Annotated in this window: 25 protein-coding genes; 7 read left to right on the plus strand and 18 right to left on the minus strand. The window is 56.0% G+C overall.

Going from position 1 to position 26,593, the window contains the following annotated elements; genetic code table 11:
• Positions 1-283: 283 nt before the first annotated feature.
• From ACJY2L_RS17385 to ACJY2L_RS17400, 4 genes are all read right to left on the minus strand, one after another.
• Entirely contained in the window at positions 284-1,057 is a 774-nt protein-coding gene (locus tag ACJY2L_RS17385; RefSeq protein ID WP_067433381.1) for an FCD domain-containing protein, read from the minus strand.
• 100 nt (positions 1,058-1,157) lie between these two features.
• On the minus strand, positions 1,158-1,475 hold the full coding sequence (locus ACJY2L_RS17390) for a PTS sugar transporter subunit IIB (RefSeq protein WP_439213842.1): 318 nt from the start codon (positions 1,473-1,475) through the stop codon (positions 1,158-1,160).
• A 10-nt stretch (positions 1,476-1,485) separates the two neighbouring features.
• On the minus strand, positions 1,486-2,913 hold the full coding sequence (locus ACJY2L_RS17395; protein WP_439213841.1) for a glycoside hydrolase family 1 protein: 1,428 nt from the start codon (positions 2,911-2,913) through the stop codon (positions 1,486-1,488).
• Positions 2,914-2,922: 9 nt separating this feature from the next.
• Positions 2,923-4,257, minus strand: a complete 1,335-nt coding sequence (locus ACJY2L_RS17400; RefSeq protein ID WP_439213910.1) for a PTS sugar transporter subunit IIC — start codon at positions 4,255-4,257, stop codon at positions 2,923-2,925.
• Between the two features lie 183 nt (positions 4,258-4,440).
• Here ACJY2L_RS17400 and ACJY2L_RS17405 point away from each other — a divergent pair, with 183 nt between their 5' ends.
• Positions 4,441-4,758 carry a PTS lactose/cellobiose transporter subunit IIA gene (locus ACJY2L_RS17405; RefSeq protein WP_439213840.1) on the plus strand — a complete coding sequence of 106 codons (318 nt, stop codon included), beginning with the start codon at positions 4,441-4,443 and terminating at the stop codon, positions 4,756-4,758.
• Positions 4,759-4,772: 14 nt separating this feature from the next.
• Here the strand turns inward: ACJY2L_RS17405 and lysA are convergent, their stop codons facing one another.
• Positions 4,773-6,026, minus strand: coding sequence for a diaminopimelate decarboxylase (gene lysA / locus ACJY2L_RS17410; protein WP_439213839.1), 1,254 nt, complete (start codon positions 6,024-6,026; stop codon positions 4,773-4,775).
• A 149-nt stretch (positions 6,027-6,175) separates the two neighbouring features.
• Here lysA and ACJY2L_RS17415 point away from each other — a divergent pair, with 149 nt between their 5' ends.
• On the plus strand, positions 6,176-7,099 hold the full coding sequence (locus ACJY2L_RS17415; RefSeq protein ID WP_067433400.1) for a LysR family transcriptional regulator: 924 nt from the start codon (positions 6,176-6,178) through the stop codon (positions 7,097-7,099).
• On the opposite strand, the gene ACJY2L_RS17420 is transcribed toward ACJY2L_RS17415, so the two are convergent.
• Positions 7,096-8,259, minus strand: a complete 1,164-nt coding sequence (locus ACJY2L_RS17420; protein WP_067433403.1) for an MFS transporter — start codon at positions 8,257-8,259, stop codon at positions 7,096-7,098. The genes ACJY2L_RS17415 and ACJY2L_RS17420 overlap by 4 nt on opposite strands.
• 366 nt (positions 8,260-8,625) lie before the next feature.
• On the opposite strand from ACJY2L_RS17420, the gene ACJY2L_RS17425 reads away from it, so the two are divergent.
• A complete protein-coding gene (locus tag ACJY2L_RS17425) occupies positions 8,626-9,252 on the plus strand; it encodes a serine protease (protein ID WP_187486894.1) in 627 nt (208 codons plus the stop codon).
• Here the strand turns inward: ACJY2L_RS17425 and ACJY2L_RS17430 are convergent.
• From ACJY2L_RS17430 to xerD, 6 genes are all read right to left on the minus strand, one after another.
• Positions 9,249-9,752, minus strand: coding sequence for a cupin domain-containing protein (locus tag ACJY2L_RS17430; protein WP_439213838.1), 504 nt, complete (start codon positions 9,750-9,752; stop codon positions 9,249-9,251). The two genes, ACJY2L_RS17425 and ACJY2L_RS17430, sit on opposite strands and share 4 nt — an antisense overlap.
• 82 nt (positions 9,753-9,834) lie before the next feature.
• On the minus strand, positions 9,835-11,355 hold the full coding sequence (gene lysS, locus ACJY2L_RS17435; RefSeq protein ID WP_067433412.1) for a lysine--tRNA ligase: 1,521 nt from the start codon (positions 11,353-11,355) through the stop codon (positions 9,835-9,837).
• Between the two features lie 9 nt (positions 11,356-11,364).
• Positions 11,365-12,463 (minus strand): peptide chain release factor 2 gene (gene prfB, locus ACJY2L_RS17440; RefSeq protein WP_439213837.1). Its coding sequence is split into 2 segments (ribosomal slippage): positions 11,365-12,387 and positions 12,389-12,463, totalling 1,098 coding nucleotides; the frame shifts between segments, so codons are not numbered across the junction.
• Between the two features lie 145 nt (positions 12,464-12,608).
• Positions 12,609-14,336 carry a single-stranded-DNA-specific exonuclease RecJ gene (gene recJ / locus ACJY2L_RS17445; protein WP_067433415.1) on the minus strand — a complete coding sequence of 576 codons (1,728 nt, stop codon included), beginning with the start codon at positions 14,334-14,336 and terminating at the stop codon, positions 12,609-12,611.
• 6 nt (positions 14,337-14,342) lie between these two features.
• Entirely contained in the window at positions 14,343-15,047 is a 705-nt protein-coding gene (gene dsbC, locus ACJY2L_RS17450) for a bifunctional protein-disulfide isomerase/oxidoreductase DsbC (RefSeq protein WP_067433419.1), read from the minus strand.
• Between the two features lie 20 nt (positions 15,048-15,067).
• The gene (gene xerD / locus ACJY2L_RS17455) at positions 15,068-15,961 is read right to left on the minus strand and encodes a site-specific tyrosine recombinase XerD (RefSeq protein WP_439213836.1); all 894 of its coding nucleotides are present in this window, start codon (positions 15,959-15,961) and stop codon (positions 15,068-15,070) included.
• Between the two features lie 105 nt (positions 15,962-16,066).
• On the opposite strand from xerD, the gene fldB reads away from it, so the two are divergent.
• A complete protein-coding gene (gene fldB / locus ACJY2L_RS17460; protein ID WP_439213908.1) occupies positions 16,067-16,585 on the plus strand; it encodes a flavodoxin FldB in 519 nt (172 codons plus the stop codon).
• Between the two features lie 40 nt (positions 16,586-16,625).
• Here fldB and ACJY2L_RS17465 read toward each other — a convergent pair whose 3' ends face one another.
• Together ACJY2L_RS17465 and sdhE are read right to left on the minus strand one after the other, a co-directional pair.
• Positions 16,626-17,042 carry a protein YgfX gene (locus tag ACJY2L_RS17465; protein WP_439213835.1) on the minus strand — a complete coding sequence of 139 codons (417 nt, stop codon included), beginning with the start codon at positions 17,040-17,042 and terminating at the stop codon, positions 16,626-16,628.
• On the minus strand, positions 17,023-17,289 hold the full coding sequence (gene sdhE / locus ACJY2L_RS17470) for an FAD assembly factor SdhE (RefSeq protein ID WP_067433428.1): 267 nt from the start codon (positions 17,287-17,289) through the stop codon (positions 17,023-17,025). Before sdhE ends, ACJY2L_RS17465 begins: the two co-directional genes overlap by 20 nt.
• Before the next feature lie 219 nt (positions 17,290-17,508).
• Between sdhE and ygfZ the strand changes: the two genes are divergently transcribed.
• The gene (gene ygfZ / locus ACJY2L_RS17475; RefSeq protein ID WP_439213834.1) at positions 17,509-18,489 is read left to right on the plus strand and encodes a tRNA-modifying protein YgfZ; all 981 of its coding nucleotides are present in this window, start codon (positions 17,509-17,511) and stop codon (positions 18,487-18,489) included.
• Positions 18,490-18,517: 28 nt separating this feature from the next.
• On the opposite strand, the gene trhA is transcribed toward ygfZ, so the two are convergent.
• Positions 18,518-19,171 (minus strand): PAQR family membrane homeostasis protein TrhA, encoded by a 654-nt coding sequence (gene trhA, locus ACJY2L_RS17480; protein WP_439213833.1) that lies wholly within the window; start codon positions 19,169-19,171, stop codon positions 18,518-18,520.
• A 198-nt stretch (positions 19,172-19,369) separates the two neighbouring features.
• Here trhA and ACJY2L_RS17485 point away from each other — a divergent pair, with 198 nt between their 5' ends.
• Both ACJY2L_RS17485 and ACJY2L_RS17490 read left to right on the plus strand, forming a co-directional pair.
• Positions 19,370-20,098: a MurR/RpiR family transcriptional regulator gene (locus ACJY2L_RS17485; RefSeq protein ID WP_439213831.1), complete on the plus strand. Its 729-nt coding sequence runs from the start codon at positions 19,370-19,372 to the stop codon at positions 20,096-20,098.
• Positions 20,099-20,232: 134 nt separating this feature from the next.
• The gene (locus tag ACJY2L_RS17490) at positions 20,233-21,672 is read left to right on the plus strand and encodes a 6-phospho-beta-glucosidase (protein WP_439213830.1); all 1,440 of its coding nucleotides are present in this window, start codon (positions 20,233-20,235) and stop codon (positions 21,670-21,672) included.
• Positions 21,673-21,743: 71 nt separating this feature from the next.
• Here ACJY2L_RS17490 and gcvP read toward each other — a convergent pair whose 3' ends face one another.
• From gcvP to gcvT, 3 genes are all read right to left on the minus strand, one after another.
• Complete coding sequence (gene gcvP, locus ACJY2L_RS17495; RefSeq protein WP_439213829.1) at positions 21,744-24,614, minus strand: aminomethyl-transferring glycine dehydrogenase; 2,871 nt, start codon at positions 24,612-24,614, stop codon at positions 21,744-21,746.
• 117 nt (positions 24,615-24,731) lie between these two features.
• Positions 24,732-25,118 carry a glycine cleavage system protein GcvH gene (gene gcvH / locus ACJY2L_RS17500; protein ID WP_439213827.1) on the minus strand — a complete coding sequence of 129 codons (387 nt, stop codon included), beginning with the start codon at positions 25,116-25,118 and terminating at the stop codon, positions 24,732-24,734.
• A gap of 22 nt (positions 25,119-25,140) precedes the next feature.
• The gene (gene gcvT, locus ACJY2L_RS17505) at positions 25,141-26,235 is read right to left on the minus strand and encodes a glycine cleavage system aminomethyltransferase GcvT (protein ID WP_187486890.1); all 1,095 of its coding nucleotides are present in this window, start codon (positions 26,233-26,235) and stop codon (positions 25,141-25,143) included.
• Between the last annotated feature and the right edge of the window lie 358 nt (positions 26,236-26,593).

Here is a 26,593-nt window from a genome sequence, read left to right on the forward strand (position 1 = left end):
ACGAAATGGCCCTTGACCTGGCCCTGCCCGGGCTGCCTTCAGGCAGAACGAAATGCCCCTTGACCTGGCCCTGCTCGGGCAGGCTTTAGCCTGGACGAAATGGCCCTTGACCTGGCCCTGCCCGGGCTGCCTTCAGGCAGTACGAAATAGCTTTTGACCTTAAGACATTGACCTTAAGACATTGACCTTAAGACATTGAACTTAACAAGCCGCCTGCCAGGCACAACGCAAAGCCGCCCGCTTTCGGGCAAACCCGCTGGCCTTTCTGGCCCAGCCCCCCCTCCTACATCAGCTTGCCCTGAAAAATCGGCACCGATTCAAACAGATAACCATCGAAATCCGGCGCGTTAGCATCCGAGATCTCAAGCAGCGTGTTTTTTACATTTTCCAGGTGCTGCCACATCGCCTGCCAGGAACCCATCACGTCGCGGCGTCGCAGCGCGGCGAGAATAGTCTGGTGCTCGCTCAGCCACTTAAGGCGATAGCTGCGGGTTTCAATGTGCGCACGCAGCTGTTGCCATAAGGGATTGTTTTCATGATGGCGCCAGACGCTGGTCACGGTATCCAGCAACATCTGATTTTGCGTGGCGCCCGCCAGCAGCAGATGAAACAGCTTATCGTTGTCCTGACTGCTGTCGTTCATGGCGATGGCACGCTGTTCCTGCTCCAGCGTGCGGCGCAGATTCTCAATATCCGCTTTGGTCGCCATGCGGGCAGCAAAGGCGGCGATGTTACTCTCCAACAGCTGACGCGCCTGTAGCATCTCAAACGGGCCAACGTCACTGCGAAAAAAGGCCTCTTCTTCGTCACTGGTGGCGGAAGGAATGCGCATCACATACACGCCGGAGCTTTGCCGGATATCAACGGTGCCCTCCAGCTCCAGCATCAATAACGCTTCGCGCACGATAGTGCGGCTGACGCCCCAGGTTTCGGCAATGGCGCGTTCGGTCGGCAAGCGCGAGCCCACCGCATACATGCCATCGATAATTTGCTGGCGCAGGTGCTGGCCAATCTCCTGATACTGCTTCTTTTCTTGCGGCACTGCACCCTTCTCCACGTGATCACCTTAACCCTTAACGAACAGATAAAATCGTCAGCGCATATGATGATACGTTATGCGCCGCCTGGCTGCGGCAGCGCATTATGACGATGAAGCGCTAGTTTACCAAAGCCAGCGCCTGATCGAGTACTTTTGCACCATTGAGCGTGCCATAGGCGACGGAATCGATCACCGCGATGGGAATTTGATGGCTGTCGGTGAGTTTGCGGTTCTCCTCCAGCTTGAAGCGTACCTGCGGACCAAGCAGCACCACCGCCACCTCGCCGGGATTATTTTCCAGCTCTTCGCGCAGGTTCTGCTCCGGAATGGCATAAATGTGATAGCTCAGGCCACGGGCGGCCGCCTCTTTTTCCATCCGCGTCATCACCATCGAGGTAGACATGCCTGCAGCGCAGGCGAGTACGATACGTTTCATGGGTAACTCCTTATTTATCCTCATCATCCAGCGTGAGGGTTAACTGTCGGCTGTCGCGCAGCGTGCGGAACCAGTGCGCGGATTTTTTCATCCGGCGCTGACGTTGATGCTCAAGATCGATCTCAATCAGGCCGTAGCGATTTTTAAAGGCGTTCATCGGTGAGACGTTGTCCGTAAACGCCCACAGCATATAACCCAGACAGTTACAGCCCGCTTCGCGGGCCAGCAGTGCCTGGTAAAGATGCTCAGCGATAAAATTGATGCGGTAATCGTCCTGAATTTCGCCATCCTCCTGACGAAAACGCGCCTCATTTTCGATGCCCATACCGTTTTCGGCGATAAACCACGGAAAATTGCCATATTCCTGCTTCATGCGCTGCGCCATATCCCAGACGATGCGTGGCTGAATTTCCCAGCCGCGTGATGGGTTCATCCGTCGTCCCGGCAGCTCAAAGTGCTCGTAATAAAAGGCAGGATGAAAAGGCGTTTCCGCATGCCAGGCGCGCGACGGCGCTTTTACCCGATGCGGATAATAGAGATTCAGCCCAACCTCATCGACGCGATGTTCGGCGATCAGCGCCAGCTCTTCGGCAGTATAATCCCATTGAATATCATGTTTTTGCAGCAGCGCCATCAGCTCGGCGGGATAAGCGCCTTTGATCGCCGGATCGAGAAATACGCGGTTGTAGAACAGATCGTAGATCTCCGCCGCCTGCTGATCGTGGGCGGCCGCAGAACGCGGATAGGTCACTTCGGGATTGAGAATCGTACCGACGCTGCCGCTGTAGCCCTGTTCACGAAACAGCTTCACCACCTTCGCCGTGGCGAGATTTTTATGGTGGTTCCATTGCATCCAGGTGTGGGTGTTCTGCTGATAAGGCCAGCGCAGCGCATCGAGATAGACCCGCGTCTGCACTACAATCGGCTCGTTAAACACAAACCAGCGCGAAACGCGACCGGCATAGCGGGCAAAAACCTGGTCGGCGTAACGGGTAAACAGCTCAACCACATGTTTGGATGCCCAGCCGCCGTACTGTTCCAGCAGTACCGCCGGCAGTTCGTAATGCTCCAGACAGAGCATCAGCTCAATGCCCTGTGCCTCCAGCGCATCGATCAGCCGATCGTAATAAGCCGCATACTCTTCATCTACCGTGCCCTGTTCGTAGTCGGTGAGAAAACGCGACCAGTTGATCGAAGTGCGGTAGTGCGTCAGCCCGGCGGCCTTCATCAATGCCACATCTTCCTCGAAGCGGTTAATGAAATCGGTCGCCACCGCCGGGCCGTAGCCGTTGTGCCAGACGTGGCGGTCCTGCTTGTACCAGGCGTCGAGATAGGAATCCTGACCCGGTTTTTTGCCGCTCCAGCCTTCGGTTTGCCAGGCGGAGGCCGCCGCACCGAGAATGAAGTCATCGGGAATAGCTATCTGCTGCTTGCTCATGATATCTCCTTAGTTTTGCACGGCATCAGGCTGCGCCAGCTTCGCCTCGGCGGCTTCTGCACGGCGCGCGGCAACTTTGACAAACGGCAGGTAAATCAGCACCGACACCACAATGCAGACAATTTGAGTTAAAACCGCGCCCATCGATCCAGCAGTAGAGAGCCAGGCGTTAATGATTGGCGGCGTGGTCCAGGGCACCATCACCACCGCTTTACCGGCAAAACCCATCGCGGTAGCGAAGTAGCCGATCGATCCGGTGATCAGCGGCGTGATAATGAACGGGATCGCGAGGATCGGATTCAGCATGATCGGCATACCAAAAATCACCGGCTCATTGATGTTGAACAGACCCGGTCCGATGGAAAGTTTGGCAATTTCCCGCATCTCTTTGCGTTTGGTGGCCAGCAGAACCGCGCTGAGCAGGCCAATGGTCAGGCCGGAACCGCCAATGCTCATATAAACATCCCAGAATGGCATAGTGATGATGTTCGGCGCCTCAATGCCCTGCTCGAAGGCGTTCATATTGACCAGAATGGCGCCGAGCAGCAGCGGCTCGCGAATCGGTTTGACCATTTGATTGCCGTGAATACCGATCACCCAAAACAGCTGGGCAACGAACATCAGCAGCAGAATGCCCCACAGACTCTGCACCACCGATTCCAGCGGCTGCTGCACCACTTTGTACACCGCATCATAGAGATACATGCCGGTGACGCGGTGGAAGATAAAACCAAAAACGGCGACGGCAGAGACAGTGATTAGCGACGGAATCAGCGCGGAAAACGAGGCGGCAACGTTGGGCGGCACGGTGTCAGGCATTTTGATCTTTAAGCGATCGATGTTCTCCAGCCGACAGTAGATCTCCACCGACAGAATAGCGATGAACATGCCGAGAAACAGGCTCTTGGTATCGGAAAACTGTTTTGCCAGCACGTCGGTCACCAGCTGCATTTCACCGTTGACCATCATCTGCAACGTGGTCGGCGTAACGGAAATAAAGCAGATGATCGCCAGCAGGCCGGGAAACAGCGTTTTAATACCGTTGATGCGGCCCAGTTCGATACCGATTAAAAACACCGCGCCAATATTGAGAAAGCTCAGCGTGGCGTAGTTAATGCTGCTGGTGATCGGCTTCAGGTCAGCCAGAAAGCTCAGTGACGCGAAGCTGGCGAGACCATTTTTCGGATCCAGCACCATGTTGGAGATCAGCACGGAAAAAGCACCGACGATGATCACCGGCATCAGGGTGATAAACGACGCTTTGATCGCCATGATGTAGCGATAACTGTTGAAGCGGGTAGCGAAGCTGCCCAGCGAGTCAATAAGTCGATCCTGTAGAGACATCATTCATACCTCAGGTAAGAGAGTTGGCATCCCGTTATGTGCCTTCTACGGATTCCTTTCGCGTGGCATACCAAAAATAACCTGCGCAGCGTTTTTTTCTGTGACAAAGCTCCCGGAACCGATTTTTGGTATTCCGGTACGATGAATATTCCAATATTGGCATACCAATAGCGAGAATGGCGTATGGATTATGAACAGGTGATGATGGAACTGCTGATCAGTGCGGGTGAAGCGCGATCGCAGGCGATGATGGCAATTCAGTTTGCGCGGCGACGCGCCTGGCAGGAAGCGGACGACGCGCTGCTGGCTTCAACGGCGGCGGCGAAAGAGGCGCACAAGGTGCAGACGGCGCTGATTGGCGCGGATGAAGGCGAAGGCAAGGTGCCGGTGACGCTGATCCTGGTTCATGCCCAGGATCATCTGATGAACGCCCTGCTCTGCCGCGATCTGGCAGAAGAGCTGGTGTTATTGCGAAAAGAGCTAGCGCAGCCGCCTTGCTGAGAAGGCGGTCTGGCTTACAGCTCCAGCGCCAGCAGCTGTTGAATGGTCTGCGCGCGGCGGATTTCTCGCACTTTGCCGCCGTCGAACAGCACTTCCGCAATCAGCGGACGGCTGTTGTAGTTTGAAGACATGGATGCGCCATAGGCACCGGTATCGTGGAACACCAAATAATCATCCACCTTCGCCGATGGCAAAGCACGCGGCGCAACCATGCCGCCTTCCAGCTGGGTAAAGACGTCGCCAGATTCGCACAGCGGACCGGCTACCACGCTGTCGATGGTGGCGTTCTCATCCAGGCTGCGACCATCGGCAGGCAGCAGAGAAATATGGTGATAGCTGCCGTAGAGCGAAGGCCGCATCAGATCGTTAAAACCGGCATCCACCAGCACAAAGTGACGGCTGCCCATCGCTTTCACCGCCCGCACCTGCGAGACCAGTACGCCCGACTCGGCGACCAGAAAACGACCCGGTTCGATTTCCAGCTGCACCGCATGGCCGAGATGTGCCGCCACGCGATCGCGCGCGGTGTTCCACAGGCCATAATAGTGTTCAGTATCAATCGCCTCTTCGCCATAATGGTAAGGAATGGAGAGCCCGCCACCCGCGGAGATCGCTTTGGGATCGGCCCCGCTGGTGATAATCATATCCACCATCGCATCGCACACCTGCTCAAGATGGGCGTAATCCACGCCGGAGCCGATATGCATATGAATCCCTGCCAGATGCAGGCCGTAGCGCTGCACCGCCGCCAGAGCTTCCGGCAGATCGCTGTGCCAGATGCCGTGCTTGCTGTTTTCGCCGCCGGTGTTGGTTTTCTGGCTGTGGCCGTGACCAAAACCAGGATTTACCCGCAGCCAGACCGCATGACCCGCCGAAGCTGTACCCAGCTGATGCAGCATGTCGATCGATCCGGCATTCACCGGCACCTTCAGTTCAACAATGCGCGCCAGCGTGGCGTGATCCAGCAGGTCAGCGGTAAAAACGATCTCATCGCCGCCCGGCTGAAAACCGGCAACCAGCGCCCGTTCAACTTCACCCAGCGAAACGGAATCGACCTTGACGCCCGCTTCACGCATCAGACGCAGAATATGAATATTCGAGCAGGCTTTCTGGGCAAAACGCACGGTATCAAACTGCTGTAACTGGCTGATACGCTGCCGAATAATGTCGGCGTCATAGGCCCAGAAAGGCGCATTGTAGCGCTGCGCCAGCGGCAGCAGGTTGTCACGGTTAAGGGCGGTGTCAGTATTATTCAGCGGGCGCGGCATGGCTTTCTCCTGTCAGTATTCGGTTATTACGCCATAAAAAAAGCATGCTGAAAAATATCTGTTTATCCAGGATCTATTCATTCAGGATATGGTTAGATCGAGACAACTTGCAGGCTTAGGGTAGTAACCTTCTGCTCCACGGATGCGCAATGACCAATAAAAACAACTGGCGACAAATCGAGATTTTCCACGCTGTGATGACCAGCGGCAACCTGACGCAGGCGGCGGAGATGCTGCACACTTCACAGCCCACGGTGAGCCGCGAACTGGCGCGTTTTGAACAGCAGATCGGCCTGCAGTTGTTTGAGCGGGTGCGTGGACGTTTGCAACCTACGCTTCAGGGGCTGCGGCTGTTTGAAGAGGTGCAACGCTCGTGGTACGGGCTGGATCGCATTATTGATGCCGCCGCGGGTCTGCGCCATTTTCGCCAGGGCGAGCTGTCGATCGCCTGCCTGCCGGTGTTTTCCCAGTCGCTGCTGCCGCGCGTTTGCCAGCCATTTTTACAGCGCTACCCCGATGTCAGCATGAACATTATTCCGCAGGAGTCGCCGCTGCTGGAAGAGTGGCTCTCGGCGCAGCGTTACGATATTGGCCTGACGGAGACGCACAGCACGCCCGCCGGAACCGAACGCCTGCCGCTGCTGACCTGCAACGAAGTGTGCGTGCTGCCGACCGGCCATCGGCTGGCGCAGGCGGAACGGTTGTCGCCCGCTGACTTTGCCGACGAACATTACATCAGCCTGTCGCGCACCGACAGCTATCGTCAGCTGTTGGATACGCTCTTTCTTGAGCATCGGGTGGAACGGCGAATGGTGATGGAGACGCACAGTGCGGCATCGGTGTGCGCGATGGTGAAAGCGGGCGTGGGCGTATCGGTGGTGAATCCGCTGACGGCGCTGGATTACGCCGACAGCGGGGTGATCATCAAGCCCTTCAGCGTGGCGGTGCCGTTTACCGTCAGTCTGATTCGGCCTCTGCATCGGCCCGCCTCGGCGCTGGTCGATACATTTATCAGCTGGCTACAGCAACAGTGCAGCCAGCTGCGAGAGCAGGAACCGGCGCTACGCTTTTAAGCGTGCGCGGTCTCGCCCGGACCGCGTGAACGGCGGAAGGTGATTAAGCAGACCAGCAGGCCGAGCAGCGCCATCGCCGCCGCCGCAACCGGCACCGCGGTCAGGCCGTAGCCGCCGCCAATGACCGCGCCGCCCAACCAGGCACCCACCGCATTGCCGACGTTAAAAGCGGAAATGTTCAGCGTCGAGACCAGGTTAGGTGCCTCTTTGCCGTGGCGCACGACGTTGATTTGCAGCCCCGGTACGGTGGCGAACGTGGCCATCGCCCACAGAAACAGCGTGATTTCTGCCAGCCACAGCGCGTGGCTGGTCCAGCTAAACAGCAGCGAGAACACCGCGATCAGCGAAAAGCTGAGGATCAGGCTGGTAGAAACCTTGCGGTCTGCCATTTTGCCGCCGAGGATATTGCCCACCGTCAGGCCCGCGCCGATCAGGAACAGCGTCCAGCTGACGCCGCGATCGCTGATGCCGGTCACTTCCAGCAGCAAGGGCGCAATGTAGCTAAACAGGGCAAACATTGCGGCGGCAAAGCAGGCGGTCATCAACAGCGACAGCCAGAGTTTGCCGTTAGCCAGCGCACTGACTTCGCTGCCCAGATGCACCGGTTTCTCCTCTTTATTCACCGGCAGGCTGATAATCAGCGCAATAAAGGCCAGCACGCCGATCACCGAGACCGCCCAGAAAGTGGCGCGCCAGCCAAACAGCTGCCCAAACCAGGTGCCGAGCGGCACGCCGAGCACGTTCGCCAGCGTCAGGCCGGTAAACATCAGCGCTACCGCAGAAGCCTGTTTGTTGGGCGCGACCAGGCTGGCGGCAACCACCGCACCGATGCCAAAGAAGGCGCCGTGGCAGAGCGCGGTAATCACCCGGGCGAGCATCAGCAGGTTATAGGTGTACGCCAGCGCGCAAAAGATATTGCCGACGATGAAGATCACCATTAGCAGAATCAGCGTGCGCTTACGCGGCAGCGAGGCGGTCAGCAGCGCCATAATCGGCGCGCCAATCGCCACACCCAGCGCATAACCGCTGATCAGCCAGCCTGCTGACGGAATCGATACTTGCAGATCGCGGGCGACCTCCGGCAGCAATCCCATGATGACAAACTCCGTGGTGCCGATAGCAAATGCACTCAGCGCCAGAGCCAGTAGTGAAACAGGCATAACACACTCTCCCAAAAAGATAAAAACAGGCCACCCCGACCGCAGCAGAGGTTCCTGTGCAGCATAAATGACGGTATAAATAGTTGATCTTGATCACGCGCGACATTAAAGCATAGCCATCGTTGCGCATATACCCGGATAACGGCAAGGCAATGTTGCTTATCGCGCAACAATGCAGCAGTTGAACGTGATGATGCGCGCCGCGCTTAACTGGAGCAGGCCCCATGTGCATGCCGATTCAAAGGGTTAAGCTCTGGTTCAGGCTGGTGCTGTTGCGCTTTATGGGTCGTGATTTGCCTTAAAGATCGGCGCAGGCCGTGCCGATATCCTGTGGTTAACAGCAGCAATTGATAAACGGGAGAATGCATGTATCTGCGCGTGGCCATTATGGCGGTCTGTCTGAGCGGCTGCTCGGTCGGGCATTATGAGTACAGCAAAGAAGCGCAGAAACGGGTCGATATGACGGTCACCGGTATTCCTACCGTGCTGGGCCTGGGCACACTGGGCACCACCATTCCCCTGACGGCGGATTACAGCCTCACCGCGGCGCACGTGGCCAAGTTTTCGCTCTATAAGGTTAAAGCGTGGCATCCGGAATGCGATATCGCCGTGGTCTACCACAAAAACAGCGAAAAGGATCTGCCGCCGCGTTTTCGTAACAGCCATATCGGCGAACGGGTCAACTTCTACGGCTACAGCTTTATCTCAGCTATGCCGGTCAGCTCCAGCGGCACCAACCTGATTAACACTGGCCTGGAAAACAGCTGGAACAAGCTCAGCTGCGTGGTGGTGGCGGCCAACGCGGGCGTGGTTAAAGGCATGTCCGGCGGCGCGGTTTACAACGCCGATGACGATACGCTGGCTGGCGTGATCGTTGGCTACAGCAGCCATATCGACGACAACGCCAGCGGCAAAACGCTCTACAAAGATGTCGCGCTCTACGTGCCTTACCTGCAGTTCAAAGGCTGGCTGGACACGGTGTTAAAAAGCTAGTCGTCCTGCGGTTTATCTGGCAGGCCGGAATGCCCGCCCATGATCTGCGCCGGTGGATTGAGCCAGCGATCTTCTCGCGTGGCGGCATAAGCCGGGTTCAGCGGATAGAAAATGCGATTCTCCGGCTTGTTGGCTTCGCCTACCACCAGCAAGTGCGCTTCCTCTTTGCCGTTGTTGATAAAGGTGTGACAAACGCCGGTGCCCGCGGGAAAAGCCACCGCATCGCCGGGCTGGAGCGCATAAAGTTCACCGTTGATCCAGGCGTGTGGCGATCCCTGCAAAACATAGACAAACTCCTCTTCGGCGCTTTCCGCATGCGGGTAAGAGAGCCGACGCCCCGGCAGCAGACGCTCATGATGAATGCCGAGCCGCGTCAGGCCCAGCGCCCTGCCCAAGGGTGCGCCAATCGACATCCGCTCGTTGCTGTCGGGATAGTGCATGTGATCGTCGCCTTCCAGTTCATGCCAGTGGCGAATGCAATCCGGTCTGTTCGCTGACATCATCACTCCTGAGGGTTGGTGGCCCGAACATAAAAAAGCCAGCCCGCAGGCTGGCTCAATACTTTACGCGTTACCGATACCGTTACTTGCTGGTTGGACGCAGCGCCGGGAACAGGATCACATCGCGAATAGTATGGCTGTTGGTAAACAGCATAACCATGCGATCGATACCGATGCCCAGGCCAGCCGTTGGCGGCAGGCCGTGCTCCAGTGCGGTCACGTAATCTTCGTCATAGAACATCGCTTCGTCATCGCCTGCATCTTTGGCATTCACCTGCTGCAGGAAACGCTCTGCCTGATCTTCCGCGTCGTTAAGTTCCGAGAAGCCGTTGCCGATTTCGCGGCCGCCAATGAAGAACTCAAAGCGATCGGTGATTTCAGGGTTCTCATCATTACGACGCGCCAGCGGAGAAACCTCGGCCGGATATTCCGTAATGAAGGTTGGCTGAATCAGGTGCGCTTCCGCGGTTTCTTCAAAGATTTCGGTCACGACGCGGCCAAGGCCCCAGCTCTTCTCGATCTTAATGCCCAGCGAAGCAGCAATCGCCGACGCTTTTTCCATATCATCCAGATCGGCAAGGTCGGTTTCCGGACGGTATTTCTGGATCGCCTGCTTCATGGTCAGCTTCTCAAACGGCTTACCGAAATCAAATTCCTGGTCGCCGTAAGGCACCACGGTGCTGCCCAGCACATCCTGCGCCAGCGTGCGGAACAGGCTTTCGGTCAGTTCGATCAGGTCGCGGTAATCCGCATACGCCATATAGAGTTCCATCATGGTGAACTCTGGGTTATGGCGCGGCGAAATGCCTTCGTTACGGAAGTTACGGTTGATCTCAAACACGCGATCAAAGCCGCCAACCACCAGACGCTTCAGGTAGAGTTCCGGCGCGATACGCAGATACATATCGATATCGAGCGCGTTGTGATGGGTAATAAAAGGCCGCGCTGAGGCACCGCCAGGAATCACCTGCATCATCGGCGTTTCCACTTCCATAAAGTCGCGCGACACCATGAACTGACGGATGCCCGCCATGATCTGCGAACGAATTTTAAAAGTGTTACGCGACTCGGCATTGGCGATCAGATCGAGATAGCGCTGGCGATAGCGCGTTTCCTGATCGGCCAGGCCGTGGAATTTATCCGGCAGCGGACGCAGCGCTTTGGTCAGCAGGCGCAGCTCGCTACAGTGAATCGACAGCTCGCCGGTTTTGGTTTTGAACAGCTTGCCGCGTGCGCCGAGGATATCGCCGAGATCCCATTTCTTGAACTGCTCGTTGTAATAACCTTCCGGCAGATCGTCACGGGAAACGTACAGCTGAATGGTGCCGCCGACATCCTGCAGGGTGACGAACGACGCTTTGCCCATAATACGGCGCGTCATCATGCGGCCCGCTACGCTGACCTCAATGCCCAGCGATTCCAGTTCCTCGTTCTCTTTGCCATCATGGCTGGCGTGCAGCGCATCGGACAGGCTGTCACGACGGAAATCATTGGGAAACGCCACACCCTTCTCACGCAGCGCGCTGAGTTTCTCGCGACGCGCCTTTAATTCGTTATTTAGCTCAACGGCGGCGTCAGCATTCTGCGGTTGTTGTTCAGACATGTCGGTTCCTTATAGCCCTGCTTTCAAACTTGCTTCAATAAAACGGTCCAGATCGCCATCCAGCACCGCCTGCGTGTTACGCGTTTCTACGCCGGTGCGCAGATCTTTGATGCGCGAATCATCCAGTACGTAAGAACGGATCTGGCTGCCCCAGCCGATATCAGATTTATTATCTTCAGCGGTCTGTTTGTCAGCATTTTTCTTTTGCATTTCATATTCATACAGCTTGGCGCGCAGCTGTTTGAAAGCCTGATCTTTGTTCTTATGCTGAGAGCGATCGTTCTGGCACTGCACCACAATGTTGGTCGGTAAGTGCGTAATACGCACCGCTGACTCGGTTTTGTTCACGTGCTGGCCACCGGCACCGGATGCGCGGTAAACGTCGATGCGCAGGTCGGCTGGGTTGATTTCGATATCGATGTTGTCATCCACTTCCGGATAGATAAACACCGAACTGAATGAGGTGTGACGACGGCCGCCGGAATCGAACGGGCTTTTACGTACCAGGCGATGGACGCCGGTTTCGGTGCGCAGCCAGCCAAAGGCATAGTCGCCAATCACTTTGATGGTGGCTGATTTGGTGCCCGCCACTTCGCCGTCGGACTCTTCGATGATTTCGGTTTTGAAACCGCGCGCTTCCGCCCAACGCAGATACATACGCAGCAGCATGCTGGCCCAGTCCTGCGCTTCGGTGCCGCCGGAACCTGCCTGAATATCCATGTAGCAATCGGCGCTGTCATATTCGCCGGAGAACATGCGACGGAACTCAAGATCAGCGAGTTTTTTGTCGAGCGTTTCCAGCTCGGCAACCGCTTCATTGAAGGTCTCTTCGTCGTCGGCTTCTACCGCCAGCTCGAGCAGGCCGCTGACATCTTCCAGCCCCTGACGCAGCTGATCCAGCGTATCCACGATCGCTTCCAGCGAGGAGCGCTCTTTGCCCAGCGCCTGAGCGCGTTCAGGTTCGTTCCAGACGTCCGGCTGTTCCAGCTCGGCGTTTACTTCTTCGAGGCGTTCTTTCTTGGCATCGTAGTCAAAGATACCCCCTGAGCACGTTGCTGCGCTCGCTAAGGTCCTGAATACGATTTTTGACCGGATTAATTTCAAACATGATTTCGGATCTTTTTCGCAGAAAGTCGATAATGTAACGGCGAAGTTTACCTGAAATGGTGGGTAGTTTGTAGCGCTGCTTTGCCCTTCTCACGGCATTCTGCCGTTAAAAAACAGCAGAATGCCGACATGGGCTGAGCGGAAGGTTACAGTGGACGCAGGTGTTCGATAATCAGCTGCACGCTGCGGTTACCGCGGAACTCGTTAATGTCGAGACGATAGGCGAGTTCAACCTGGCGCACGCTGTTGTCGGGCCAGATCAGCGGATCGATATTAAAGGCGATGCCATCCAGCAGCGGCCCGCCGCCCAGTGGCTCCACCATCACTTTCAGATGACGTTCGCCAACCAGTTTTTGCTGCAGCAGCTTGAACTTGCCGTCAAACAGCGGCTCCGGGAACGCCTGGCCCCACGGGCCGCCATCACGCAGCAGCTCGGCGGTAGCCAGCGAAAACTCCTGGGGCTGCAGTTCGCCATCGGACCAGATAATGCCCTGCAGCGCTTCGCCATCAAGCCATTCGCCCACCAGCGCGCTGAAACGCTCGCTGAATTCCTCAAAGCGTTCGCTATTCAGCGACAAGCCAGCCGCCATAGCGTGACCGCCAAACTTAATGATCAGGCCCGGACAGAGCGTGTCCAGTCGCTCCAGCGCATCGCGCAGATGCAGCCCGGCAATCGATCGGCCCGACCCTTTTAGCGTGCCGTCGCCCGCTGGCGCAAAGGCGATCACCGGCCGATGAAAGCGATCTTTCAGCCGCGATGCCAAAATACCCACCACGCCCTGATGCCACTCCGGATGGTAAAACGCCAGGCCCAACGGCAGCGTTTCGTGCGTATTTTCCAGCTTGTCGCACAGCGCCAGCGCTTCTGCCTGCATACCGCGCTCAATCTCTTTGCGCGTCTGGTTCAGCGCATCAAGTTCGCTGGCCAGCATGCGCGCCTGCGCCACATCGTTGGTCAACAACAACGCAACGCCCACTGACATATCGTCCAGCCGCCCTGCTGCATTCAGCCGCGGCCCGAGCGCAAAGCCGAGATCGCTGGCCGCCAGCTGATGCGCTTCACGATTGGCGACCTCCAGCAGCGCGCGAATGCCTGGCCGACATTTACCGGCGCGAATACGGCTCAAGCCCTGCCAGACCAGAATGCGGTTGTTGGCATCCAGCGGCACCACGTCGGCTACCGTGCCAAGCGCGACCAGGTCGAGCCATTCCGCAAGGTTCGGCATCGGTCGCGCATCACTGAACCAGCCCTGTTCACGCAGGTGCGCACGCAGAGCCAGCATCAGATAAAACGCCACGCCAACGCCCGCCAGCGCGCGCGAAGGAAAATTGCAGTCAGCCAGATTAGGGTTAACGATCGCCTCAGCGGCCGGCAAGGTGTCGCCCGGCAGATGGTGATCGGTGATCAGTACCGGAATCCCTTTCTGATGCGCCAGCTCCACGCCGCTGTGGGAAGAGATGCCGTTATCCACGGTCAGAATTAGCTCAGCGCCGCGCGCCGCCGCCTGCTCCACTACTTCCGGGCTCAGTCCATAGCCGTCATCAAAGCGGTTCGGCACCAGATACTGCACGTTAGCGCCACCCATGCTGCGCAACGCCAGCACGCTTAGCGCGGTGCTGGTGGCGCCATCGGCATCGAAATCGCCCACCACCATAATGCGCTGCTGGCTTTGCAGCGCCTGATGCAGCAGCCTGACGGCGCTGTCGATGCCGCTGAGCTGCTGCCAGGGCAGCAGATTTTTCGCACCGCGCTCCAGCTCTTCAGGCTGACGCACGCCGCGCAGCCCGTAAAGGCGACGCAGCAATGGATGCAGCTCAACGGGCAGCGTGTTGTCAACGGCTTCGCGCCGCCGTAATTCAGAAGACCCTTTCACGCAGACTTAACCACCACTTTTTTGGCTATCCAGCACCTGTTTCAGCTCTTTCGGTCCCTGATAGCCCGGAATCATCATGCCATTTTCCAGCAGCATGGCTGGCGTGCCCTGAATACCGTACAGAATGCCCAGCTTGTACTGCTCATCCAGTTTGATATCGCAGGCGATTGGCGAGACGGCATTGCCTTTCATCGCTTCATCAAAGGCTTTGTTACGATCCGCCGCACACCAGATCGACTTCATCTGTTTTTCCACCTGGCCGTTCAGACCTTCACGCGGAAACGCGAGATAGCGCACGGTGATGCCCAGCGCGTTGTAATCGGCCATCTGCTCATGCAGTTTGTGGCAGTAGCCGCAGGTGATGTCGGTGAACACGGTGATCACATGCTGCTGCTTCGCCGCTTTATACACGATCATCTCTTTGCTCAGCGCATCGACCTTTTTTTGCAGCAACTGGTTGGTGACGTTGACCGGCTGCGCGCCGCTGACGTTATACAGCGGACCCTGAATGAAGTGTTTGCCATCTTCAGTGACATAAAGCACGCCGCTTTCGCTCAGCACCGTTTTTATGCCGGGCAGCGGCGACGGCTGAATTTCGGTCTGCTGCAGGCCCAGTTTTTTTAGTGATTGTTGGATGGCCGCATCGTCTGCGTGGGCGACATTCGTCAGCGAAGCCGCCAGTAAAGAGAGAACTGCAATACGCTTATACATCCTGATTCCTTGTGTTCTGGCTATGCGCGTGGATGATGCTGTTGATGAAGTTGACGCAGTCGCTCGGTGGCAACGTGCGTATAAATTTGGGTGGTCGACAGGTCGCTGTGGCCTAACAACATCTGTACGACACGCAGGTCGGCGCCATGGTTCAGCAGATGAGTGGCAAAAGCGTGCCGTAATACGTGAGGCGAGAGCTTTTCGCTATCGATACCCGCCAGCGTGGCATAATGTTTGATGCGATGCCAGAAGGTTTGCCGGGTCATTTGTTGCGCGCGATTGCTGGGAAACAGGACATCCAGCGTGCGACCATTGGTCAACCAGGGGCGACCGTGTTCCAAATACTGCTCCAGCCAGTGCACTGCCTCTTCGCCCAGCGGCACCAGCCGTTCTTTATTGCCTTTACCAATCACGCGCACCACGCCCTGGCGCAAACTGACGTCGCTGAGCGTCAGGCTCACCAGCTCGGTGACGCGCAGCCCGGTGGCGTAGAGCAGCTCAAGCATCGCTTTATCCCGTAGCTCAATCGGCTGATCGGTTACCGGCGCCTGTAACAGGCGCCCCACCTGCGCTTCACTGAGATCTTTCGGCAAACGCTGCGCCAATTTGGGCGCCGCCAGCAGCGCGCTGGGATCGTCATCGCGCAGCTTTTCACGATAGAGATACTGAAACAGCCGACGCATGGCGCTGAGCAGCCGCGCCGAACTGGTAGCTTTATAGCCGCCGTCGATACGCTCAGCGAGGAACGCCTGCAGATCAGCCGCGCCAGCCTGCAACAACGTGAGCTGTTGATGCGCCAGCCAGCCGGTCAGCGTCTGCAAATCCTGCCGATAAGAGGCAAGCGTATTTTGCGCCAGATTACGCTCGATCCAGAGCGCATCCAGAAATTGCTCAAGCAGTTCAGTATCTTGCACAGTAAAACCACGCGTGAAGGGTGTGAATTTGTGCTCATTATGCCTGAATTCCGCCCCTGTCTGGTACACTTGCGCCAACGGTACGTCAATATGAGCTCTACCCGCATGAAAATTGGCCTCTTCTATGGCTCCAGCACCTGTTACACCGAAATGGTTGCGGAAAAGATCCGTGATTTTATCGGTGCTGAGCTGGTGACCTTACACAATGTGAAAGACGATTCTCCGGCGCTGATGGCGCAGTACGATCTGCTGATTCTTGGCATTCCCACCTGGGATTTTGGCGAGCTACAGGAGGACTGGGAGGCGATCTGGCAGGAAATTCCCGCAGTGAATTTGCAGGGGAAAATCGTTGCGATGTACGGCATGGGCGATCAGTTTGGTTACGGCGAATGGTTTCTTGATGCGCTGGGCATGCTGCACGATTTGCTGACGCCAATGGGCGTGCGCGTTGTGGGCTACTGGCCGCTGGCAGGCTATGAGTTCACCAGCGCGCGGCCGTTAACCGCTGACGGCACACAGTTTGTCGGCCTGGCGCTCGACGATGTTAACCAGTTTGAGCTCAGCGATGAACGCATTCAACAGTGGTGCGAACAGATCCTGACCGAAACGGCTGAGCTGCTGTAGCGGTCGTTATCTGCTCAGCTTGCCTGCTCAATATGCAAGACTAAACAGGCGAATCAGGCGGACCAGCCGTCAGAATCTGATAGCGCAGCGCGCGCCATTCCGCCTCGCTCATGCTGTCACGCATCAGCCAAAACTGCTGCTGCCCCGCCTCACCGCGTAAACGCAGCAGGATCGCCGCGTTCAGGCAGCAGGTTGCCGGGCAGAGCCGCCAGTGGCGCTGCTGCCAGCGCCAGTCATCATTCTCTTTCCATACCAGCGCGCCGCAGCGTCGCTGTAGCACGTGATGATGGCGTCGCCACTCATACATCACCGCGGCCAACAGCAGCAGGTTCAGTAACCCATAGCTCAGCTGCCACGGCGGCAATAGCGTCACCAGCAGCGCCGCTGTCAAAAACAGCCCATGGCCCCAGCGCTGTGCCAGCACGGAGGCCTGTAAATCAGCGCGCCACCGGACCACGTTGCTGGTTCCGCTGCTGAATCAGGCGCACCATGCGTTTTAACTCTTCATCAGCGGGTTCGCCGTGATTCATCATCCAGTTAAACAGATCGGGATCGTCACTTTTTAACAGGCGAATAAATAACTGTTTATCCTCATCATTCAGTGAATCATATTCATATTCAAAGAACGGCATGATGGAAATATCCAGTTCAAGCATGCCGCGACGGCAGGCCCAGTGAATGCGTGATTTTTCGTGAATATCCATAAGCTCAGTCATCCGCAACGAAAATAATGGCGCTCAGTGTAGCGGTTTTTTAGCACGCTGCCGAAGCCAAATTAGCGCTTTGCGGCACCCCTCGCAGCTGGCATCAGTGCGGCTCATGACGTATCACGCCTTTTGTGCGCCCTTTTCCGGAAACAGGTTGCAAAGACGCGATGCTCTTTTAACATGAATACCATTGTCGTACATTGCCAGGATACTTTTATGCCACGCTTTAGCTTACCGCCACGTCAGCCCGCCGCCTCGGCTCGCCTGCCTTTAACGTTGATTTCTCTGGAAGAGTGGGCGCTGGTCACCGTGCAAGGCGCAGACAGCACCTCTTATCTGCAGGGCCAGCTGACGCTGGATGTCGCCGCACTGGATGCCAGTGCGCATAAACTCGCCGCCCACTGTGATGCCAAAGGCAAAATGTGGAGCAACCTGCGGTTGTTTCATCGCGGTGAGGGTTATGCGTATGTTGAGCGTCGCAACCTGCATGAAACGCAGATTGCTGAACTAAAGAAATATGCCATTTTTGCCAAAGTGACCATTGCCGCCGATGAAGATGCGGTGCTGGTTGGCGTTGCCGGTTTTCAGGCGCGTGCCGCGCTGACCGGGCTGTTTGATACCTTGCCTGATGCCGCGTCGCCGGTGGTGCAACAGGGTGAAAGCACGCTGCTGTGGTTTGAACAGCCAGCCGAGCGCTTCATGATTGTTACCTCGCTGGAGCAGGCGCAGGCGCTGCAAAACAAACTGGCCGGTGAAGCGCAGCTCAGCGACAGCGCGCAATGGCTGGCGCTGGATATCGAAGCGGGACTGCCGATTATCGAAGATAAAAACAGCGTGCAGTTTATTCCTCAGGCGACCAATCTTCAGTCGCTGGACGCGATCAGCTTTAAAAAAGGCTGCTACACCGGCCAGGAGATGGTGGCACGCGCCAAGTTTCGTGGTGCCAACAAGCGCGCCCTTTACTGGCTGGCTGGCAGCGCCGGTCATGTGCCGGTAGCAGGCGATGCGCTGGAGATGAAGCTGGGTGAAAACTGGCGCCGCACCGGCACCATTCTCAGCGCCGTGCAGCTCGATACCGGTGAAGTATGGGTGCAGGCGGTCATGAACAACGACCTGGAACCCGCTACCCCGTTTCGCCTGCAGGGCGATGAAGGCGGCGCACTGGCGATCAAACCGTTGCCTTATGTGATTGAATAACGGATTCAGGGGCCATACGGCCCCTTTTTTACATCACGTATAAATAGATGGCGAGGAAATGGCACAGGCTGCCACCGAGCACAAAACCGTGCCAGATGGCGTGGTTATAAGGGATACGTTCCGAGACGTAGAAGATGACTCCCAGCGAATAGATCACGCCACCTGCTGCCAACAGCCAGATACCTGCCGCCGGTAGGATCAGCGCCAGCTGATAAATCACCACCAGCGAAAGCCAGCCCATCAGCAGATAGGTTATTACGGAAAGTTTTTCAAAACGGTGCGCTATGGTGGATTTGAAAATAATGCCCGCCAGCGCCAGACCCCAGATCACCACCATCAGGCCGTGCGCCAGCGGAGATTTTAATCCTACCAGCAGGAAAGGCGTGTAGGTCCCGGCAATCAGCAGATAGATGGCGCAGTGATCGAACTTTTTCAGCCAGTACCGCGCAGCAGGATGCGGAATGGAATGATAGAGCGTAGAAGCCAGAAAAAGCAGAATCATGCTGCCGCCGTAGAGGCTGTAACTGACGATAGCCACTGCGTCAGCCTGCGCCGCCCAGGCCTGATTCAACAGTAGCACCAGGCCGATAATGCCAAACAGACAGCCAATGCCGTGGCTGATGCTGTTGGCGATCTCCTCCGCCACAGAATATCCCTGCGCGGGTAATGGGGTTTTCGCCATAGGTTCCTCAAATGCTGTTATCGCGCCGCAGGATGCAGCACGAATAGCCTATCTGAGAATTATTTCAGTGTACACGTGTACGCCGTAATATTTTGTGTAGCACGGTAACGGAAAGCGCGCCGTGCGCCACAGACGATATCAGCCCTGCCCTAAAGTCTGATAAACTCGCGCTTCATTGCTTCAGGAAACGCTTTTGTTATGTTCACTCATACCGCACTGGCTTCGCTTAACGATCTTGAAATGCAGGTTTATCAGGTGGTTATTAAGCAATCGAATGTAATGTACATGACGATTCGCGAACTGGCCGATGCGGCAGGCGTATCCACCACCACCGTGCTGCGCTTCTGCCGCAAAATGCAGTGCGAGGGTTATGCTGAATTTCGTGTGCGCCTGAAGCTCTATCTTGAGCAGGAACAGCAGCCGCCTATTCATTATGGCGTGAATGAAATCGTCAGCTTTTTTAAAAGCATTAATAACGATGAGTTTGAGCATTTAATAGCACAGGCGGTTGCGCATATTATTGACGCACGGCGGGTTATATTTGTTGGCGCCGGCACATCAGGCACACTGGGTAAATATGGCGCACGCTTCTTCTCTAATATCGGTAAATTTAGCAGTCACATTGATGACCCTTATTTTCCGGTTAATAGCGATATGTATAAAGATGCGGTGGCAATTATTTTATCCGTGTCGGGTGAAACGCCGGAAATATTGCGCCTTGCCAGCCAGTTCAGCCTACATCGCTGCAAAATCATTAGTTTGACCAACAGCGAAAACTCCTCGCTGGCCAAAATCGCCGATTTCAATCTCTCTTATCACATGCCCCTTATTCGCGTAAACGGCGGCTTTGATATTACGACTCAGGTGCCGGTGCTCTATATTCTGGAAACCATTGGCCGTCAGCTGGCGCAATATCTGCCGAAATAAAACAGCCTGTTTTTTCAGTGTGACAAATTACAAATTGTCTCCGGCGTTATATCGTGACATTCAATTCCGCTTTGCTAAACTCGCCGCATTAACAGAAAAATGTTATCAGTCCAGCAAAATAAATGAGGGGTTTGATGAGCCAGTTTCAGCAGTTACCAAAAGATTTCCTCTGGGGCGGCGCGGTTGCCGCACATCAGGTTGAAGGCGGTTGGGATCAGGGCGGCAAAGGCGTCAGCATCGCTGACGTGCTGTCCGGCGGTTCACACGGTGTCGATCGCGTAATGACCGATGGCGTACAGCCCGGTTACAGCTATCCCAATCATCAGGGCGTGGAATTTTATTCCCGCTATAAAGAGGATGTGGCGCTGCTGGCGGAAATGGGCTTTAAATGTTTTCGCACCTCCATCGCCTGGACGCGCATTTTCCCCAATGGCGATGAGCAGGAACCCAACGAAGCTGGCCTACAATTTTATGACGATCTGTTTGATGAACTGCTGAAGCACGGCATTGAACCGGTGATCACCCTTTCTCACTTTGAGATGCCTTACCACCTGGTTAAGCATTATGGCGGCTGGCTAAACCGTGAGGTGGTTGATTTCTTCGTACGCTTCAGCGAAGTGGTGATTGCGCGTTACCAGCACAAAGTGAAGTACTGGATGACCTTCAATGAGATTAACAACCAGCGCGACTGGAAATATCCGCTGTTTGGCTACTGTTGTTCTGGTGTGGTGTTTACCGATCATGAAAAGCCTGAACAGGCGATGTACCAGGTAATGCACCATCAGTTTGTAGCCAGCGCGAAAGTGGTGAAACTGGGCCATGCGATCAACCCTGATTTACACATTGGCTGCATGATCGCCATGGTGCCGATCTATCCCTTCTCCTGTCATCCTGATGATGTGATGTATGCCCAGGAAGCGATGCGTCATCGCTATGTCTTCAGTGATGTACAGATGCGCGGCGCATGGCCTACCTATGCACAGCTGGAGTGGGCGAAAAAAGGCTATCAGATCGACATGGCGCCAGAAGATGCACAGACGCTGCGCGATGGCTGCGCGGATTACATCGGCCTGAGCTATTACATGAGCAATGCGGTCAAGGCCGATGCCGAGGGTGATGCCTCCGGCGTGGCTGACTTCAAAGGCAGCGTACCGAACCCGCATGTGAAAGCCACCGACTGGGGCTGGCAGATCGATCCGGTTGGCCTGCGTTATGCGCTGTCGGCACTGTATGAGCGCTATCAAAAACCACTGTTCATCGTGGAAAACGGTTTTGGTGCCTACGACAAAATCGGCGACAGCGGCATCATTGAAGATGATTACCGTATCGATTACCTGCGTGCGCATATCGAAGAGATGAAAAAAGCGGTGTTTGACGATGGCGTGGAGCTGATGGGTTATACGCCGTGGGGCTGCATCGACTGCGTCTCTTTCACCACCGGACAATATGATAAGCGCTACGGTTTTATCTACGTCAACAAACATGACGACGGCAGCGGCGATTTTTCCCGCGCGAAGAAAAAGAGCTTCAGCTGGTATCAGCAGGTGATTGCCAGCAACGGTGAGCAGCTGTAACACACCGCGCTGTTTATCTGATAACACACAATAAAAAGCCGGGCATTGCCCGGCTTTTTTTATGAGCAAAATTACTGGTAGTCGCCGATCGGCACGCAGGAACAGAACAGATTGCGGTCGCCAAAGACGTCATCAAGGCGTTTCACCGTTGGCCAGTATTTGTTTTCGCTGCCGCCAGGAAACACCGCCAGCTCACGGCTGTAAGGATGCGTCCATTCACCGACGATCTCTTTCTGCGTATGCGGAGCATTCACCAGCGGGTTGTCTTCAGCAGACCATTCGCCTGCGGCAACGCGATCGATCTCCATACGAATCGCCAGCATGGCATCGATAAATCGATCTAACTCGATTTTGCTTTCCGATTCCGTCGGCTCCACCATCAGCGTGCCGGCTACCGGGAATGACATGGTCGGCGCATGAAAACCGTAATCGATTAAGCGCTTGGCGATATCCAGCTCGCTAATGCCGGTTTGCTCTTTCAGCGGTCGAATATCCAGAATACATTCGTGCGCCACATGACCATCACGACCAGTATAGAGAATTGGGTAGGCTGATTTCAGACGGCTGGCGATGTAGTTAGCGTTTAAGATCGCCACTGAGCTGGCCTGTTTTAGCCCTTCCGCGCCCATCATGCGGATATACATCCAGCTGATCGGCAGAATCGATGCGCTGCCGAACGGGGCAGCGGACACCGCGCCCTGCTGCGTCAACAAGTCGTCGATTTGCACCACGCTGTGACCTGGCACGAACGGCGCCAGATGCGCTTTAACGCCGATAGGGCCCATACCTGGACCGCCACCGCCATGTGGAATGCAGAAGGTTTTGTGCAGGTTCAGGTGCGAAACATCCGCGCCGATGTAACCTGGCGTGGTGATGCCCACCTGCGCATTCATGTTGGCGCCGTCCAGATAAACCTGGCCACCAAACTGATGCACGATTTGGCACACTTCACGGATCGTTTCTTCGTACACGCCGTGCGTTGACGGATAAGTCACCATAATGCAGGAGAGTTTGCTGCCCGCCTGTTCGGCCTTGATGCGCAGATCGTGCAGGTCAATGTTGCCCTGTTTGTCACAGGCGACCACCACCACCGACATACCCGCCATCTGCGCCGATGCTGGATTAGTGCCGTGCGCCGAACTCGGAATCAAACAGATTTCACGCTCACCTTCATTGCGGCTTTCATGGTAGCGGCGGATAGCCAGCAGGCCAGCATACTCGCCCTGAGCGCCAGAGTTTGGCTGCATGCAGAGTGCGTCATAGCCGGTCAGCTGCACCAGCCACTGCGACAGCTGGCCGATCATCTGCAAATAGCCGCCCGCCTGTTCTGCCGGGCAGAAAGGATGCAGCTCGGCAAATTCCGGCCAGGTAATCGGAATCATTTCCGCCGCCGCGTTCAGTTTCATGGTGCAGGAGCCGAGTGGAATCATCGCCTGATTCAGCGCCAGATCCTTTTTCTCCAGGCTATGCATGTAACGCATCATCTCGGTTTCGCTGTGATGACGGTTAAATACCGGATGCGTCAAAATGGCATCCTGACGCTGCAGTGCTGCTGGAATAGAGCTACTGTTGCTCGCCGCGCGATCGAGCGCCTCAATATCCTGACCGTGATCGTCGCCAAGCAGGATAGCGAACAGCGTAGCGACATCTTCACGGCTGGTGGTTTCATCCAGCGTAATACCGACGGCGTTGAGAATATCGCTGCGCAGGTTGACGCCAAAGCTCAGCGCGCGATTCAGCACTGCTGCCTTGTCGGCGACCTCAATGGTTAAGGTGTCGAACCAGCTGGTATAGCGGCATTTCAGGCCGCCCTGCTGCAGGCCGGCAGCCAGAATATCGGTCAGGCGATGGATGCGGCTGGCAATGCGCTGCAGGCCAACCGGGCCATGAAATACTGCATACAGGCTGGCGATATTGGCTAATAGCACTTGTGAAGTACAGATGTTGGAGTTGGCTTTTTCACGACGAATATGCTGCTCACGCGTTTGCATCGCCATGCGCAGCGCGGTATTGCCCGCAGCATCGCGCGATACGCCAATGATGCGTCCCGGCATCGAACGTTTGTGCTCGTCGCGGGCAGCGAAAAACGCCGCATGTGGCCCGCCGTAGCCCATCGGCACACCAAAACGCTGCGCCGATCCAAATACGATATCGGCGCCCTGCTTGCCTGGCGCCTCGAGCAGCAACAGTGACATAAAGTCTGCCGCTACGCTGACCACCACTTTACGTGCGGTGAGTTCGGCAATCAGCTGACGATAATCATGCACTTCGCCACCGGTGCCCACCTGCTGTAACAGCACGCCAAACAGCGAGTCATGCTCAATCGCTTTCTCTGCGCGATCGACCAGTACCTCAAAGCCGAAGGTTTCAGCACGCGTGCGTACCACGTCCAGCGTCTGCGGGTGAATGTCGTCAGCGACAAAAAACTTATTGGCGTTTTTTAGCTTGCTGACGCGCTTCGCCATCGCCATCGCTTCGGCGGCGGCGGTGGCTTCGTCCAGCAGCGAGGCAGAGGCGATATCCAGCCCGGTTAAATCCAGCGTCAGCTGCTGGAAGTTCAGCAGCGCTTCGAGACGACCCTGCGACACTTCTGGCTGATAAGGGGTGTAAGCGGTATACCAACCGGGGTTTTCCAGCATATTGCGCAGGATAACCGGCGGCGTCAGCACCGGGGTATATCCCATGCCGATGTAAGATTTGTAACGCTGATTCTGACTGGCAATCGCTTTTAGCTCGGCCAGCGCCTGATGTTCCGTCATCGCTTCGCCGACCGCCGGAGGCCCCGGCAGCTGAATATCCGCGGGTACAATGGAAGCGATCAACGCATCGAGAGAATCTGCGCCGATCGCCTGCAACATGTCGTGCTGCTGCTGTAGTGACGGGCCGATATGGCGCTCAATAAATGCACCGGTATGTTCAAGCTGACTGAGAGTCTGGGTCATTAGCGGTAAATCCTGCATCGGGCATGGTGAATAAAAATCCCTTCGATAAGCAAAGGGTGCAGGCGAGGCTGGCCTCGCCCAGGCCCTTTCTCGCGGACAAAAAGGGCCAACGCGGGTTTACTCTTCGATAGACGCCTTGTAAGCGTCAGCATCTAACAGGTCGTCCAGTTCTGATGCATCGCTGGCCTTGATTTTAAACAGCCAGCCATCGGTATAAGAGCCACTGTTAACCAGCTCTGGTGAGTCCGTCAGCGCATCATTCACCGCCACGACTTCGCCGCTTAACGGTGCATAAATATCGGATGCGGCTTTAACTGATTCGGCTACGGCACAGTCATCGCCAGCGTTATAAATCGCGCCAACATCAGGCAGATCGACAAACACCATATCGCCCAGCAGCTCCTGTGCATGCTCGGTGATGCCAACGGTGTAAGTGCCGTCGGTCTCTTTGCGCACCCATTCGTGGCTGTCGCGATATTTCAATTCATTAGGTACATTGCTCATCGCCATTCTCTCCTGACGTAAATTACTGGACCGGCTTACCGGCACGAACAAAAACGGGTTTAGTGACGTCAACCGGCATTTCGCGGTTGCGAATCTGCACGATGGCACGCTGGCCAATTCCGGCCGGTACACGTGCTAAGGCGATGCTGTAGCCCAGCGTCGGTGAGAAGCTGCCGCTGGTAATAATGCCCTGCTGTTGCTGACCGAGTTCATCGGTGAAATGCACCGGCAGCGCATTACGCAGCACGCCTTTTTCACGCAGGATCAGTCCCACCAGCTTCTCGCTGCCATTGGCGCGTTGCGCTTCCAGTGCCTCACGACCAATAAACTGACGATCGGCCGGTTCCCAGCTCACCGTCCATGCCATGTTGGCGGCCAGCGGCGAGACGCCTTCGTCCATCTCCTGACCATACAGGTTCATGCCCGCTTCCAGCCGCAGCGTGTCACGCGCGCCCAGCCCTGCCGGTTTCACCCCAGCAGCGATCAGCTGCTGCCAAAAGTCAGCGGCCTGCGCGGCAGGCAGGGCAATCTCATAGCCTGCTTCGCCGGTGTAACCGGTGGTGGCGATAAAAAGATCGTCAGCCTGCACGCCAAAGAATGGCTTCATGCCGGCCACGGCCTGCCGTTGCGTGTCGCTGAGTAAAGAGTGCGCTTTTGCCTGCGCCTGCGGACCCTGCACGGCAATCAACGCCAGATCGTCACGTTCGGTCAACTCCACGGCAAAAGGCGCGGCGTGTTCGCGGATCCATTGCAGATCTTTTTCACGCGTGGCGGAATTCACTACCAGACGGAAGAAATCCTCCGCCATGAAATAGACGATCAGATCGTCAATAACGCCGCCGGAGGCGTTAAGCATGCCGGTATAAAGCGCCTTGCCCGGCTGCGTCAGTTTGGCGACGTCATTGGCCAGCAGGTAACGCAGAAAATCACGGGTGCGGCTGCCGTGCAGATCAACGATGGTCATGTGCGAGACATCAAACATGCCGGCATCGTTGCGCACCGCATGGTGCTCGTCCATCTGCGAGCCATAATGCAGCGGCATCATCCAACCATGGAAATCGACCATACGTGCACCGCAGGCCTGATGCTGTTCATACAATGGAGTCTGTTGAGTCATAACTATCCTGTGCATAAGCAAGTCGTTATTTTCTGGCGTTTTTACCGGCCGTAATGGCCGACGCAAACGTTATCTTTATTCTGACGTTATCACCTTCAATCGGGATTAACCATAAGCAAAACAGGGTCGAAACCGTTGCGCTGCGCTTTCTACTCGCAAGCGCTAACAGCGAATATAACCAATTATTTTTATGAAAGCAGAGGATTGAACCGCATCTAAAGGCTGCAACCAGTAAAATTGTGCGCAGGCTCGCGTTTGTTGATTTTTTTATTCACCATCACCTCGTCTTTCGAATGAGAAAATCTAATCCGATTACGCAGCAAAATTAGAATTATTCAAATGAAGGATCGTTTCGGGG

It is taken from the genome of Duffyella sp. Ts4, from assembly GCF_051851875.1.
Classification (GTDB): Bacteria; Pseudomonadota; Gammaproteobacteria; order Enterobacterales; family Enterobacteriaceae; genus Duffyella; species Duffyella gerundensis.